General features: G+C 38.5%; 13 protein-coding genes and 1 pseudogene. 3 read left to right on the top strand and 11 right to left on the bottom strand.

What is annotated here, in order from left to right; genetic code table 11:
* The 9 genes and pseudogenes from BMZ99_RS26805 to BMZ99_RS21075 all read right to left on the bottom strand — a co-directional run.
* Positions 1 to 219: pseudogene (locus tag BMZ99_RS26805) on the bottom strand (hypothetical protein); the annotation flags it as partial.
* Positions 220 to 339: 120 nt separating this feature from the next.
* Complete coding sequence (locus BMZ99_RS21110) at positions 340 to 1,284, bottom strand: Bug family tripartite tricarboxylate transporter substrate binding protein (RefSeq protein WP_090942479.1); 945 nt, start codon at positions 1,282 to 1,284, stop codon at positions 340 to 342.
* 110 nt (positions 1,285 to 1,394) lie between these two features.
* Positions 1,395 to 2,339, bottom strand: coding sequence for a Bug family tripartite tricarboxylate transporter substrate binding protein (locus tag BMZ99_RS21105; RefSeq protein ID WP_090942490.1), 945 nt, complete (start codon positions 2,337 to 2,339; stop codon positions 1,395 to 1,397).
* Positions 2,340 to 2,488: 149 nt separating this feature from the next.
* Entirely contained in the window at positions 2,489 to 3,430 is a 942-nt protein-coding gene (locus BMZ99_RS21100) for a Bug family tripartite tricarboxylate transporter substrate binding protein (protein WP_090942475.1), read from the bottom strand.
* Positions 3,431 to 3,535: 105 nt separating this feature from the next.
* Positions 3,536 to 5,044 carry a tripartite tricarboxylate transporter permease gene (locus BMZ99_RS21095; RefSeq protein ID WP_090942471.1) on the bottom strand — a complete coding sequence of 503 codons (1,509 nt, stop codon included), beginning with the start codon at positions 5,042 to 5,044 and terminating at the stop codon, positions 3,536 to 3,538.
* 16 nt (positions 5,045 to 5,060) lie between these two features.
* Positions 5,061 to 5,480 carry a tripartite tricarboxylate transporter TctB family protein gene (locus BMZ99_RS21090; protein WP_090942468.1) on the bottom strand — a complete coding sequence of 140 codons (420 nt, stop codon included), beginning with the start codon at positions 5,478 to 5,480 and terminating at the stop codon, positions 5,061 to 5,063.
* Between the two features lie 5 nt (positions 5,481 to 5,485).
* Positions 5,486 to 6,970 (bottom strand): ATP-binding protein, encoded by a 1,485-nt coding sequence (locus BMZ99_RS21085; protein ID WP_090942465.1) that lies wholly within the window; start codon positions 6,968 to 6,970, stop codon positions 5,486 to 5,488.
* A gap of 260 nt (positions 6,971 to 7,230) precedes the next feature.
* Positions 7,231 to 9,015, bottom strand: coding sequence for an urease accessory protein UreH domain-containing protein (locus BMZ99_RS21080; protein ID WP_090942461.1), 1,785 nt, complete (start codon positions 9,013 to 9,015; stop codon positions 7,231 to 7,233).
* Positions 9,016 to 9,162: 147 nt separating this feature from the next.
* Positions 9,163 to 10,506, bottom strand: a complete 1,344-nt coding sequence (locus BMZ99_RS21075; RefSeq protein ID WP_090942458.1) for an amino acid permease — start codon at positions 10,504 to 10,506, stop codon at positions 9,163 to 9,165.
* A 224-nt stretch (positions 10,507 to 10,730) separates the two neighbouring features.
* Between BMZ99_RS21075 and BMZ99_RS21070 the strand changes: the two genes are divergently transcribed.
* Positions 10,731 to 11,324 (top strand): DNA-3-methyladenine glycosylase, encoded by a 594-nt coding sequence (locus tag BMZ99_RS21070; RefSeq protein ID WP_090942455.1) that lies wholly within the window; start codon positions 10,731 to 10,733, stop codon positions 11,322 to 11,324.
* 108 nt (positions 11,325 to 11,432) lie between these two features.
* Here BMZ99_RS21070 and BMZ99_RS21065 read toward each other — a convergent pair whose 3' ends face one another.
* Together BMZ99_RS21065 and BMZ99_RS21060 are read right to left on the bottom strand one after the other, a co-directional pair.
* A complete protein-coding gene (locus tag BMZ99_RS21065) occupies positions 11,433 to 12,221 on the bottom strand; it encodes a TIGR03943 family putative permease subunit (protein WP_090942452.1) in 789 nt (262 codons plus the stop codon).
* A 14-nt stretch (positions 12,222 to 12,235) separates the two neighbouring features.
* On the bottom strand, positions 12,236 to 13,195 hold the full coding sequence (locus BMZ99_RS21060) for a permease (protein WP_090942449.1): 960 nt from the start codon (positions 13,193 to 13,195) through the stop codon (positions 12,236 to 12,238).
* A gap of 412 nt (positions 13,196 to 13,607) precedes the next feature.
* Between BMZ99_RS21060 and BMZ99_RS21055 the strand changes: the two genes are divergently transcribed.
* The gene (locus tag BMZ99_RS21055; RefSeq protein ID WP_090942445.1) at positions 13,608 to 14,273 is read left to right on the top strand and encodes an amino acid ABC transporter permease; all 666 of its coding nucleotides are present in this window, start codon (positions 13,608 to 13,610) and stop codon (positions 14,271 to 14,273) included.
* The gene (locus tag BMZ99_RS21050) at positions 14,254 to 14,931 is read left to right on the top strand and encodes an amino acid ABC transporter permease (protein ID WP_090942442.1); all 678 of its coding nucleotides are present in this window, start codon (positions 14,254 to 14,256) and stop codon (positions 14,929 to 14,931) included. The genes BMZ99_RS21055 and BMZ99_RS21050 overlap by 20 nt, the downstream gene beginning before the upstream one ends.
* Position 14,932 lies beyond the last annotated feature (1 nt).

Genomic DNA, 14,932 nt, shown 5'->3' with positions numbered 1-14,932 from the left:
ATAAACGATAATTTTGAAAAGCATTTTAGGTGAGACTACTGATTTTCTGCCTTTACGAGAATACGCTTTGTATAACAGCGAATAATCAAGTTGATCCATTATCTTACTTAACAGCCTGACCGAATCGTTTTCTGGTATGAGGATTTCGATAGGAAGCGGTAAAACTAGTTGATATGAATTTGTTTTTGTTGTAGGATTTATATGTGTAAAGTTTTTCATAGCAGTTTAATTCTACACCAAGAGGCAGGTTCTTCGGAACCTGCCTCTTGTATTTTTAATACATATAAGGGACTATCTCAATTTCTTATTGAGACAGCCCCTTTATTTTTGCTAGTTCTTCTATTTTTTTTGTGATTTAATTTTTTCTAAGATGCCGGTTTCTTGTACCGTTACAGAGAGTTTTCGGTTTTCTGATATCCATTTTTCTGCAGATTCAGTAGGTCCTAAATAGGTGACTTGTAATCCTAACTTATTCATATTATTTTTGAATTCAGGATCGTTAATCATTACTTTAAATCCTTCAGTTAATTTGACTTTAACTTCATTTGGTAAATCTTTTGGGGCAGCTATAGTATACCAATTAGTACATACCACTTCTAATCCCTGTTCTTTAAATGTAGGTATGTCGGTAAAATTTTGCTCAACTAGCCTTTGGTCAGTTGCTACAGCGAAAGCTTTGACCATTCCATTTTTCATCTGCTCTTTAACAGATGCTGGATTAAGAAAAGCAACTTGAACGTGTCCACCGAGTAAGCTTGCCATTGCTTCGGCTGCACTTTGATAGGGCACTTGCTCGAGGTGAATATTGGCAGCTTTAGCAAAAGTCTCTCCAGTGACATGACCGATTGTACCGATCCCTCCATGTCCAAATTTGATTTCTCCTGGGTGTTGTTTAGCATAAGAGATTAAATCAGTGATATTTTGCCAAGGATCTTGAGTCCTAACCACCATCACAATCGATAAATCTGCAATTTGTACAAGAGGATCTAAAGCGGTAGGGTAGTTATATTTAGTTGTTCCATATAGAGGCTGCAATATTACTTCTACACCTGTCATACCAAGAGTATAACCGTCGGGATTTGCACTCGCCAATTCATTCCATCCTACTGTACCTGCTCCCCCTGGTTTGTTAGTAATAATTAAGGGTTGTCCTAAGTGTGTGGGAGCACTCTTTTCCAGTAAGCGAGCAACCAAATCCATACCACCGCCAACTCCGAAGGGAACAATTAGGGTGATCGGTTTGTCAGGGTAGCTTTTTTTTGAAGTTACTGCTTTATTTTCCATACTTGTACAACCTCCCAATACTAAAATAGTAAATAAGCAAGAGATAAATACTATAAATGATCTTTTTGGCACTTGATAACCTCCCATTATTGCCAGCATTTATACACCATTTATTTCTTTTGTGTTTTAATATTTTCGGCAATGCCCGTTTCTTGTACTGTTTTAGTTAATTGTTGACTATCTATCAGCCATTTTTTAGCAGAATCATCTGGTCCTAGATAGGTAACTTGCAGACCTAAATTTTCCATATTTCTTTGAAATTCTGGATCATCGATTACTTTCTTAATCCCTTCGCTCAATTTCTTTTTAACGTCTTCAGGCAGTCCCTTAGGTGCAGCTATTCCATTCCAACTGTTACAAACCACATCTAAGCCTTGTTCTTTAAAGGTAGGTATAGTTGCAAAGATTGGATCGGTTAATCGTTTTTCACCTCCTAATGCCAGTGCTTTTACCTTTCCGGCCTTTAACTGTTCTTTCACGGCTGCGGGATTAAGAAAAACAACTTGAATATGACCGCCTAATAAGTTTGACATTGCCTCTGCACCGCTCTGGAAAGGTACTTGCTCTAATTGAATATTGGCGGTCTTGGCAAAGGTTTCCCCAAGTACGTGGTTGATACCGCCTATACCGGGATGACCAAATTTTATTTCTCCTGGATGTTCTTTTGCATAAGCAATCAAATCTTCAAGAGTATTCCATGGCTGATCAGCTTGGACTGCCATAATTAAGGATAATTCAGTAATTTGTGCAATTGGTTCCAATGCACTTGGATAATGAAATTTCGTTGGGCCATACAATGGCTGCAATATAATTTCAATCCCCGTCATTGCTAGAGTATAGCCATCAGGAGAGGCACTTGCGACCTCATTCCATCCAATAGTACCAGTTCCTCCTGGTTTGTTAATGACTACCAATGGCTGTCCTAAATGCGTAGACGCTGATTTTTCCACTGTACGAGCAACGAGATCGATCCCACCGCCGACTCCAAAAGGAACTATGAGAGTAATCGGTTTTTCTGGATATTTGGTAGCTGCAGGAATCGCTTCCTTTTCCATACTGGAACAACCTCCCAGTAGTAAAATACTTATTAAGAAAGATGTAAATAAGATAAAAGATCGTTTTGGCACTTGATGACCTCCTAATGTTGTTATTCAAGAAAAGAGGGGAAAGAATGGGGAATTCCGATACCATTGTGAAGATTCCATTATTTTTTTTGTGCTTTTATTTTATCCAGAATTCCAGTTTCTTGTACTGTTTTAGATAATTTCTGGTTTTCTGTTATCCACTTTTCTTGTGATTCTTTTGGACCTAAATAGGAAAATTCAAATCCTAATGCTTCTATGTTTTTTTGAAATTCAGGGTCATTAATGATTGCCTCAAATCCTTTAGCCAATTTATCTTTTACTTCCACCGGTAAATCTTTAGGCGCTGCAATACCGTGCCAACTACTACAAACAACATCGAATCCTTGCTCCCTAAATGTAGGCGCATTTGCAAAGACAGGATCTTTAAGTCGGTGTTCACTTGCTACTGCAAGTATTCTTACGGTTCCATTTTTGACATGTTCTTTAACAGAGGCTGGATTCGTAAAAAGAACTTGTATATGACCTCCTAGCAAGCTTGCTGTTGCTTCTGCTGATCCTTGGAATGGAACTTGTTCGAGACGTACATCGGCGGATTTAGCAAGCATTTCTCCAGCAACATGACCTGTTGTGCCCATACCTCCGTGACCAAACTTAATTTCTCCAGGATGTTTTGTAGCGTAACGGATTAGCTCATCGAGGTCTTTCCATGGTTGAGTATCTTGCACTACCATTACTATTGATAATTCTGCAATTTGGGCAATAGGATCTAAAGCAGTAGGATAATGATATTTGGTTTGACCATATAGGGGCTGCAATATGATTTCCACTCCGGTCATGCCTAAGGTATAACCATCCGAACTACCAGCTACTTCATTCCAGCCGATCGTTCCAGCCCCTCCAGGTTTATTAACAATAACTAAGGGCTGTCCTAAATAATCAAGAGCTCTTTTTTCTAGCAGACGGGCTACCAGATCTGTACCACCTCCTACACTAAAAGGAACAATAAGAGTAATCGGCTTATCTGGATATTTGCTGGTTGCAGGAACCGTTTTATTTTCCATGCTCGTACAACCTCCTACTATGATTGATAAAACTAATAGACATGTAATCAAAGAAGTTAAACTTTTTCTCTTCACTTCATCCTCTCCTTTTTTAAAGTAATAATGTTAGATATCTAGCTCCTTTCTTGTGTTATCATATTTGGTAAACCATGTAACGAAGTTATACAAAATGGCAACGGCTCCGATGGATAGAATGGTGGCTGTAATGGGGCGGGTAATCAAGGCCCATATACTGCCGTTGCAAATAATCAGTCCTTGCGTTAATCCTCGTTCTAATTCTGGACCCAATACCAATCCAATGATCAAAGGACTTGGTTCAAATCCCACCCGCTGCAGCAGGAATCCTAAAATGCCGAAAAAAATAACCCATATCAAATCAAACATGCTGTTATTAATGGAGTAAGCACCGGTAAGAGTGACTACTGCGACTAACGGCATAAGGATATTGAGTGGGGTTTTAAGCAGCTGAACGAAGACTCCAATTAAGGGTAAATTAATAATCAATAAAAGAACATTACCAATGTACATGCTGGCAATAAGCCCCCAAAAAAGTTCGGGCCGCTCAGTTATCAATGATGGACCGGGAGTAATACCATGGATCATAAAGCCACTGAGCAGAATTGCCGTTGCTCCGCAAAAGGGGAGCCCTAAGGATAGTAAAGGAATCATTGTAGCTGAAATAGCTGAATTGTTGGCCGACTCTGGGCCCGCGACTCCTTCAATGGCGCCGTGACCGAACTCTTCGGGGTGTTTGCTGCAGCGTTTTTCTAATCCATAGGATATAAAACTCGATATGGTTGCTGCAGGACCAGGCAATAAACCTACGAGAAAGCCAACAATTCCTCCGCGGAACATAGGAGTAATAGAACGCTGCCATTCTTTCTTGGTAGGGTATAAATCACGAAATTTTACAGAAGGTATATCTGGCTTCGCTTCGGCATGGGTCATAGCGGTTAGAATTTCCCCAATACCGAAGAGTCCCATCGCTAGAATGGATAAGTCAAAGCCTCGGTCTAATTCATCAATGCCAAAAGTGAAGCGGCTAATGCCAGATAAACTGTCTAAACCGATTGTACTTAGCATGATACCGATGACAGCCATGAGGGCAGACTTCAGTGCAGAAGTGCCAGTCAATCTGGATAATAAAATTAAACCGACTAAAGCAAGAGAAAAATATTCGGGAGGTCCAAAGACTAGTGCAGCTTGAGCTAACGGCGGGGCTAGCAAGGTCAGCCCGATTAGACCAATGGTGCCAGCAATAAATGAGCCAATGGCAGAAATGGCCAGAGCTGCTCCCGCTCGCCCTTTTTGGCCCATGGGATAGCCATCTAAGCAGGTGACGACAGAAGCTGCTTCTCCCGGCACGTTAATTAAGATGGAGGTAGTGGAACCACCGTACTTCGATCCATAATAAATCCCTGCAAACATAATAAGCGCAGCAGTACTGTCCATACCATAGCTAAAAGGGAGTAGTAAGGCAATGGCGCTAACGGTATCAATTCCCGGTAATACGCCTACCAATGTGCCAATTAAAACGCCAATAGTGCAAGATAATAAATTAACTGGAATAATACTCACAGAAATTCCTTGTAGTAGCAGGTTTAAAATGTCCAAATCGTTACCTCCAATTCTATGGTAATGCGACTTTTAAATAGTAGGTGAATAATAGATGAAAGGCTGCAGAGCTACAAAAAGAAACTACTAATGGAAAACGCCATCCGGCTGTGTCAGCTACCTTAAACAAATAAAATAGGAATATAAACGTTGCGACGAAGTAGCCGACAATGCTTAAAATCATTAGATAAAATACCAAGCCAATAAGGATAAATAAAAATTTTGTCCAGTCTACAGCATCTTTATTTGCAGACTTTTTATATTGAAATTGACGAAAAATGACGGTGATAGACAGTATTAAAGCTAAGATTCCTGCTAAATTTGGTAAAAAGCCGGATTTAGGTGACCCAAGAGTGCCGAAAGTGAATTCTTGAGCCCAATATAAATACGTTAGACTACCAATCAAAAATAACAGAGAAATCATTTTCTCAAGCATTTTTATCACCTCGGTTTTAGAGTATTAACGCTAGTATCTTTAATAGAAGATAAGGTTTGTGATGAAAGCGTTTCAAATTCTATAGTGAAAATAGTGCCCTGTCCAACTTCGCTGCTAATAGAAAGGGTTGCTGCATGACGGTGTACGATTCGGTAGCAAACGGCTAATCCTAATCCAGTGCCATGATCTTTTGTCGTATAAAAAGGCGTTCCTAGTTTGTCTATATCTTCTTTTGGTATACCCAGACCATGGTCTTTTATGGATAAAATTACTTTATGTTCATTTTTTGTAGTATTTATGTGGATCAAGCCGCCCTTAGGCATGGCATCAAGCCCATTTCGAACCATGTTGAGAATCAGCTGGTGAATACTGTCCTGATCTAGAAATAAAGGTGGAATATCTCCTAAAGAAATTTTAATATCACTATTATTACGCAGCGCATCTGCCTGTATTAAAGGATAAATATCACGAATGATATCGTTTAAGTTTTTTTCAGAAAAATTCATAGCTTTATTTTTGGCAAGGGACAGAAATTCTGTGATGATCTTATTTGCACGATCAATTTCATCGATCATCAGATTAAATTTTTCCTTCTGTTTAGCAAACTCTTGCTTGTTTCCCATAAATTGCAGTAAGCCTCTTACTGTCGTCATAGGGTTTCGTACTTCATGAGCAATGCCTGCTGCCATTTCACCAATAATATTCAGTCGGTCGAGACGTGTCATCTTTTCAGTTTGATCACTAATATATTGCAGGATTGGAGTGAATTCGGATAATTCACTATTAAAATTGCTGGTGCATCCGCTCAGAATTCGCTCAGCGAATAGCTGCATATCTTTTTTTAACTTATTGAAGAGTTCACGAAAGATTACAATGCATACCAAGAGCATAAAAAAGACTGCTCCCAAGGTATTTGCCGTTCGTTTCCACATAGCAGTATTTACAGCATCTTGATTAATTGCAGCAAAAGCGTGGCCGATAATGTTGCCATTCTGATCTGTAACTGGTTTAACATGAATGAGCGAATTAGCACCATGCCATACTAGCGAATTTTTTCGTTCTATGAACCGTTCAGTATCAGAGTTAAAAGCTTTTTTAAATGGTTTTGCATCAATTCCTAATAATATAGAAATATCAGAATGGGGACCAAGGGCAACAATGCTATCGTGCTGCCGGGAATAAAAGCCGAATTTTATGATATTAGAGGGTATAAGCACAGATTGTAAGACTGGCTGAAGCTCATGATTAATCATCATAATTTCTTGCTGAGTTGACTGAAAAGGCCCATGATTAGCGACGATGTCACTGAATGATCCTTCGGGCTTTCTTTTGACCAGAAAATCAGTAATCGACACAAGCCATAGAGCATTTTTTTCATTTTCTTCTTGCAAAGACAGCCAAAGATTATGAACGGTAACAGTGATCATGAGCAATAAAACAACACCAATTATCTTTAAATTAAGCTTTGTTGTTAGGTTTATTTTCTTCACTGTTTTGGCACCTCTAATGCACATTTAGCATATGTACATACAATTCTACATTTTTCTACAATTATTTCCACGTTTTTCTAGAAATGTACAAATTTTCTTGAGTACTAATTTTAATTCGCCAATAAATGGCAAAATCCTTTTTAGCTCTGTATAATAAATTAATGCAAAGTAAAGGGAAAGTATTGCTGAGATTCCAAAGAAATCTGTGCAATACTTCCCCTTTAGTTTTTAGTATTATCCTTAATGACCAAAAAGGTTTTCTACAAGAATTTTGCTCTAACTTTTTCAAGATTTGTGTTTTCAAGTTTTTCAACAACTTCAATAATACTTGTTGCCTGTCGGTTTTTGTAAATACCAAAAGTGCCAATTGATGGAGGAGTGAATTGTATGTTTACAATTTCTTTTTTTCCTTCGAAAGATGCGATGATTTTCTTTTGCTGATAATCAACAATATCCCATGTTCCTTCAGGATCATCAAAGGTTGACAGATCAATAGCAAGTTTTGCTGTCGTCTTTTCTAGAACCATAATCAAGGGATCAAATTCATAGCCAATTCCCTTTATATTTATGGTTTGCAGTTTATTTTGCAAAGTGGCTTTGCGAATTATTTTTTCCGTAGACACTTTGTTGAGATCATCGCCATAGATACTAGCTTGGAGGGGGGGACTGCAGCATGAGGAAGATCCATTTGTGCTGCAGCAGCCACTTCCAGCAGGAATGGCAGTTGTTTCCTTAGCCACGTCTACAGCATTTACATCATCGACAACTTTAATCAGCCCTCGAATCATGCCCATCCAGCAGCTGAAAGGCAGGTCCTGATCCTGAGGCGTGAACTCAATGATATTTTCCCCGGGAACTAATTTTTTCTTAATTTGCAGGGAGGGTACAATGACTTCATTGTTACAGGAATTGATTTGCTCTCCGATGATAACCCATTTTAGAGGTATGCCCTTTTGTACGTAGAGAACATTAGGAGCATAGCCTTGATTGTTTGCTGACATGCGTACTGTTTGAATGCCATTATCAAGTTGTGCCTTTGCTGCCATCGAAGTTTCGCTCCTGCTTTGAGCAGGTAAATTAAAAAGTGGAAGATTGAAACCTGCGATTGCTAAGCCGCGATTGGTCATGATCATTCCTAAAACAATGACTAAAACACCGCTTAATTTTAGAATCTGTTTCGTCGAGTTCTTATTAAAAAAGCCAGAGATGGTACCAAAAGACAGCATCAATGGTACAGTACCTAAGGAAAAAAATAGCATGGAGGAGGCTCCTAGTACTGCGCTGCCTGTGCCTAAGGCATAAAGCTGCATGGTTTGCAAAGGACCGCAGGGCATAAGGCCATTTAGGATTCCTATAGCAAAAGGGGTTTTAGCCTTTGGCATAATAGTAAAAGCAGGCAGTGGTATTCTTAAGTAGCTGCGAAATAAATTCAGTCCTGCCATATTAAGACCCATAATAATCATAAAGATGCCAGCGAAGATGGAAATGCCAGCCATAAATCCTATCGATAGAGAAAGAACCGAGCCAATAGTGCCGACTACTCCGCCAAGCATTGTATAACCAAGTACTCGCCCCATATTATAATATAAGGATGGGAAAAAGGATTGGGGTTTATGATTAGTACTGTTGGATAGACTTTGTGATAACATGATACCGCCGCACATACCGATGCAATGAAAAGAGGTAAAAATACCAATGATAAATAGAACAAAATATGTAACTTCACCCTTTAGCTTAGAATTCATGTCAAACTCACTGACATTCTGTCCTAAGAGAAGAATAGCCAAGAAAATAAGGGATATACCCAGCAGAGGTTTTATAGCATTGGATGTATGTTTTTCTCCAACAAAGTAACCTGCAGATTGAATTGCTTCCTTAATGGCTATCTGGCTGGTTTGGAGGGAATCATATTGGACATACACCTTACTTTCTACATAATTGGCTTTTACCTTAACGACACCGGTGACTTTTGTTACGGCCTTTTCAATTCGACCTTCGCAAGTTATACAATACATATCACGAATATGGATCGTTTCTGCGATCATTTTGATACTATCACCTCATTGTTTTGTGTATTGCGTGTTTGATTTGTAATGAAGGCTATATTCGGTTAAAGAAGATGACGTAATTTTCTGTTAATATAGTTATATTATAATTGAGTTTATCTTTTTATTATAGAGAATATGCAAGAATTAATGATCTTTTTTAAGAATCCACAGATTGCGGATTAAATAGGCAATACTAATGAGCAGCATGAGCAGTAAACCTGAGTATAGACCTGGCAGTTGATCTGGATACAATGGAGTGGAAAGAATCGAAACGAAGATAATAAAAAAACAAATCCAAGAGAGATAGGGATAAAAGGGAGCCTTATATTTTAATTTCTCTGGACTTTCAGCGAGGAGTTTCTTGCGATAATAGTAATGAGTGGCAGATACGCTCATCCAATTGATAAGTGCCAAGAATCCGCTGGCACTGACGGTATAAACAAATACTTTATCAGGAAGATAATAAGAAAGTATGGCTCCGCACAACAGCACAACGCCACTAATGGTAACCGCTGCTATGGGAACTCCCTTGTTGTTTTGATACTTAGCAATTTGAGGTGCTTGATTTTCTTTAGCTAACGAGAAAAGCATGCGGGAGGAAGAATAAACTTGAGAATTGAGAGCAGAAACCCCAGCGGTTAAAAGAATGAAGTTTACAAGATCCCCCGCGTATGGAATTTTAAAGATGGTAAAAAGCTGTACAAAAGGACTGATAGCTTCATCCAATAAATCTAAGGGCAGCAAGGAAATAATCAGAAAAGCTGATAGCGTATAGAGCAGCGTTACTGAAATCGTGATAAATTTAGCTGCTGGAGGGACGGTTTTCTCCGGCTTTTCAGTTTCAACCGCAGCGATTCCGATAATCCCTGTTCCTGTATAAGCAAATAGGATAAGGAGCATAGCGCCGAGCATACCAGAGATTCCCTCTAGGGGAGCTTGAAGAAGGGATTGAAATAGCATAAATTCTGTGCTGGCATCTCCTATGGAAACACCTGCTATAACCATAAAGCCCATAATAACAAATATCACGAGGGTTGCTACTTTTGTAATAGCAAGCCCTAATTCAATTTTACTTAAACCTTTGACGTCATTGAAATTTAGCAGCGTAATCCCTAAGGCGAAAGCTAAGCTGCAAACCCATAATGGAACGGAAGGCAGCCATAAGCGAAGAAAGATAGCGCAAGCTGTAACCTCACCTGCCATTCCTAATACGCCGCTGACCCAAAACATCCACCCAATCATAAAACCCCACCACTCGCCAAAGATTTCTTGGGCATGTGCCTTAAAGGAACCTGAAACAGGGTTTGCGATTGTCATCTCAATGATAAAAGATACTTCCATCATCATAACGAGTCCACCAAATAGGTAGGCAAAAGGTGCCCAGATGCCAGCAACACTGATTACAAGGCTGCTGGCCAAAAAAATGCCTGAACCGATAATATTGCCTAAAGCCATAACGATAAAGTCTTTTTTATTAAATGCTGTCAAAGGATCAACCTCCTGGGATACAAATCATTACCTTGTATTTTTACTGATTGTTAGTCTTGTTATACTTAAAATTAGTAAAAAAATAAAACAATTGAAATGCGAAGCGTTACTACTTAGCATTTCAATTGTTTTTGATTTTAATGTATCAGCAGGAATCACAGAGGCGCAGATAAAAGATACTATAGAAGAACAATAGCTAAAATTCCTATGAAGAAGGTGATATTTTGAAGAAGTTAGAGAGACGTTTCTACGAGCGGCCTACTTTAGAAGTTGCAAGAGATTTATTAGGAAAATACATGATTCATGAGACAAATGATGGCAGGACAGTTGGCAAGATTGTAGAAGTTGAGGCGTATGTAGGCTCTATTGATGCTGCATGTCATGCTTATAATAACAAATGCACGAATCGAACTAAAATTATGTTTGGTGAAGGTGGACATGCTTATGTGTACTTAATTTATGGTATGCATTATTGTATGAATATCGTAACCAATCAGGAAACATATCCAGAAGCTGTATTAATTAGGGCATTAGAACCCGTTGAAGGGTTGCAAATCATGAAAAGGCGCCGAAAAACAGAATCTGTTTTAAATTTATGCAGCGGTCCAGGAAAGTTGTGTCAGGCAATGGGAATTACAAAACTGCAAAATGAGATCGATTTGTGCGGAGGTCGTATGTTTTTATTACAGGGTGAAACGATAATGTCTAACAATATCGGAACGACTCCTCGTATTAATATTGATTATGCTAAAGAGGCAAGAGATTATCCTTGGCGATTTATTGTAAAAGACAGTCCTTTTGTGTCAAAAGGAAAATAGATATACTAGTACCTCATCTGTGCTGAAACGACTGCTGAAGCAGCAGAGTTTTTAATGCAGGTGAGATAGTGTATATATTGTGTTACTTAAAGCAATGGCAATGACAAGTTAATTATAGGGATATACGTAAGGGTCTTTTGGCGCTTCAATTTTTTGCAAAGAGGTAATTTTAATTGTAGCAGCATCTTTACCATCATATGTACTCCTTCGAATGATTCCTTCAATTGACAGCCAGGTTCCATCAGGATACTTTTTAGTTTCGATCCCTTCACACATGAGTCCATAAGGTAAGGAATCAGCAGTGCAGCACATAACGACATAGCGAACTAGGGAAATTTGGCTATTTGCCAGTTCTAGACTTTGGAATACAAATCCGTCCATTGTAATTTTTTTGCCTTCATAGTCACTAGGGTAATTATTGATTTCGAACATTGCTTCTGTATAGTTGAGGTTTGTAACTTTAATGGTATCCATTTGCCTGAACACTGGTGCCAAAGGACGTGGTAAATCTTTTAGCGAAGCGGTAGGAATCTTGGTTGAATTATTGAGCCCTTTGCTGTTAACAAGATTTGCATTGAGTGTATTTTCCGGTATTGCAAAGGCTAAGAGAAGAATTATAAAAAATGGAGTATACTTTCCAATCATAGAAGGTTTATGACTGTGATGTTCATATACACTATAGGTGGGAAGCAGGACATCTATAATTTGTATGACAAACATAGGAATCAATACCAAATATGATAGTTGGGTGAGTATTATAAATTTTGGATTAATATATAGGGGTAATTGTTTACTAATATCAAGCCAAAGGAGTAAAATGATAAAACCAAAAAGAATGATGGATTGTATACAAGCCCCGGTGTTTAAAGAACGCAGATTTCTTTTTCTAGGTTGCAATAAATCATCTCCTTTTACAAGTGATTGATCAGATAAGCAGCGCTGGAGCACAGCATAATAACGATCAATGTGAGGCAACACACAAATTTGGTACGAAATGTGTGTAATAGCATGAAAATATTTTTTAAATCAATCATAGGGCCAAAAATCATAAAGGCTACAAGGGAGCCTAAGGTAAAACTGCTAGAAAACGATGCTGCTATAAATGCATCTGCAGCAGAGCATACCGAGATAAAAAAGGCGAATACCATCATAACACCAATGGAGAATGATGAATCTTGCCCCATGGATACTAATATTTCCCGAGGAATAGCAATCTGTGATAATGATCCAAGCATAGCTCCTATCACTAAATATTTTCCCATTTCAAAAAACTCATGGCAGGCATCTCTCAGGGTATTGATCGACCGATGCAGGAGAGAATGCCCAGGATGGTGACTGGTAAGCATATGCTGGCAGCATCCATGAGAATGACCGTGGAGCTGACTTGGTGATTTTAGCTGCCTGCCCTTAGCAAAGCTATTGAGCAATAGTCCAGTACATAGAGCTACTGCTAATGCTGTTCCGAGGCGCAATAAAACTACATATAGATTGTTTTGAAAAGCAAATGCTGTTGCGGCGCTTACAACAGGATTTACAATGGGAGCAGCCAGCATAAATGTAATCGCTGCAGGCAAAGGAACTCCTTTTAAAATTAAACGTCGTATAATTGGTACCATACCGCAGTCACATAAGGGAAATAGGATACCTAGAAAACAGGCTATGAAGATGCTTAGAATATTACTTTTGGGTATCAGATTGCGTATCGTATTTTCAGAAACAAAATTATTAAGTAACGCTGATACAATTACACTCATCAGTAAAAAGGGAAAGGCTTCAATAACAATACTGAGTAAGATTACTTTGAAATTGATCATATGATTCCAATTATCAGTCCATACAGCAGCAGCGATCGTTGCTATTGCATCTTCCACAAAGATTCCTCCCTAAATTAGCAAGATGAGATAAAGAAAACTTGATTGACCATGGCGTTTTAATGCCTCCTGAATCATAGTCGCATTTATCCTTAACAGTCAGTAGTCAGCCAATAAACAGTTCAATTATACATATGAGAAGCTTGTTCATATTATGTTAGTATTTTTCTTATTGATTATTCCTATTTCATGTATTGACAAATGAATGTGAGGATACTATAATTTTTGTTACAGAGATTTGTATTGTTTTTTTAACATACTACATAGGTTTGTCTCTTGTTAAAAAATAAATAATGGCTGATTAGAAAACTAAAGGCCAAAAGAACTGTGGTTTTTGACTACGTTCTTTTGGTTTTTTTATTTTTCATATTTTCCCCCATAGGGGTAAAGAAAAGTAGATGGTGGTGAATGTATGGATATTAATTGGCAGTTTATAATAAGCACGCTGCCTTTATATCAAAAGGCAGCGTGGATTACGATAAAGCTTGGTTTTTGGGGTACATTGTTGTCCTTGGTCATTGGATTGGTGTGCAGTATTATATTATATTTTAGGATAAAGGTTTTAAAAGAGCTTGTTGAAATTTATGTTGAACTTTCGCGTAATACGCCTTTACTAATACAGTTATTTTTCTTATATTTTGGACTGACAAAACTCGGTATAACAATGAGTGAGACGACTTGTGCCATTATTGGTCTGGCATTTTTGGGCGGTAGTTATATGTCGGAGGCTTTTCGCAGTGGAATTGAAGCCGTGAGCAAGACGCAAATTGAGTCCGGTCTGAGTATTGGTCTTTCTCAAATGCAGCTAATTCGTTACGTGATTCTTCCACAGGCATTTGCGGTAACCATGCCATCCTTAGCAGCAAATTGTATCTTTTTATTTAAAGAAACTTCGATAGTAGGAGCCATTGCTATTGCAGAACTAATGCATGTAACACAAGATGTCATTGGTATGTATTATCAAACATTTGAATCGCTGTTCATGCTGGTAGCTGCTTATCTGATTATTATTCTGCCTCTGTCATTTTTGCTAACCTGGCTGGAAAGGAAAGTGCGATATGCAGAATTTGGGAATTAATGTTCTGTTTGAAGGAACAACATTGCAGCGTTTATTTGAAGGGCTGATGATGACAGCAGGAATTGCATTTATCTCTATTATTATCGGGTCTTTTTTAGGTATAGGAATGGGGCTCTTAAGAACGTCCAAGTCAAGAATCGTACAGTTTATCTGTCGCCTTTATCTTGAAGTTTTTAGAATCATACCCATTCTTGTGTGGCTGTTTATTGTTTATTTCGGCGTGACTAATGCGTTGGATATTCATCTAGATGGCGAAGTTGTTGCCGTAATTGTATTTAGCCTATGGGGCGCGGCAGAAATGGGGGATATCGTCAGGGGAGCACTAGAATCCTTGCCCAAACATCAAGTTGAATCTGGAAAGGCGATTGGACTCAGTTTTTGGGGACTTTACAGATATGTGCTGATACCTCAAGCTGTAAGACGTATGCTGCCAGGAGCGATTAATCTATCCACAAGAATGGTGAAAACAACATCCCTGGTTGTTATGATTGGTGTTATTGATGTAGTAAAGGTAGGTCAGCAGATTATAGAAAGATCCATCATAAAAGTGCCTACTGCATCCTTTTGGGTTTATGGACTGATTTTTATCCTATACTTCATTATCTGTTATCCTTTATCGAAATTATCAAAGAAACTCGAAGCGAAATGGGAGAATTAAG

Source organism: Pelosinus propionicus DSM 13327 (genome assembly GCF_900114615.1).
GTDB classification, from domain to species: domain Bacteria; phylum Bacillota; class Negativicutes; order DSM-13327; family DSM-13327; genus Pelosinus; species Pelosinus propionicus.
Note: the sequence above shows the minus strand (reverse complement) of the source record. Positions and strands in the feature narration are given on the sequence as shown.

Bases quoted from the DNA above. Each gene is read 5' to 3' on its own strand.
- BMZ99_RS21110 (WP_090942479.1), bottom strand. From the start codon at position 1,284: ATGGAAAATAAAGCAGTAACTTCAAAAAAAAGCTACCCTGACAAACCG.
- BMZ99_RS21080 (WP_090942461.1), bottom strand. From the start codon at position 9,015: ATGATCGCAGAAACGATCCATATTCGTGATATGTATTGTATAACTTGC.
- BMZ99_RS21105 (WP_090942490.1), bottom strand. From the start codon at position 2,339: ATGGAAAAGGAAGCGATTCCTGCAGCTACCAAATATCCAGAAAAACCG.
- BMZ99_RS21055 (WP_090942445.1), top strand. From the start codon at position 13,608: ATGGATATTAATTGGCAGTTTATAATAAGCACGCTGCCTTTATATCAA.
- BMZ99_RS21100 (WP_090942475.1), bottom strand. From the start codon at position 3,430: ATGGAAAATAAAACGGTTCCTGCAACCAGCAAATATCCAGATAAGCCG.
- BMZ99_RS21050 (WP_090942442.1), top strand. From the start codon at position 14,254: ATGCAGAATTTGGGAATTAATGTTCTGTTTGAAGGAACAACATTGCAG.
- BMZ99_RS21090 (WP_090942468.1), bottom strand. From the start codon at position 5,480: ATGCTTGAGAAAATGATTTCTCTGTTATTTTTGATTGGTAGTCTAACG.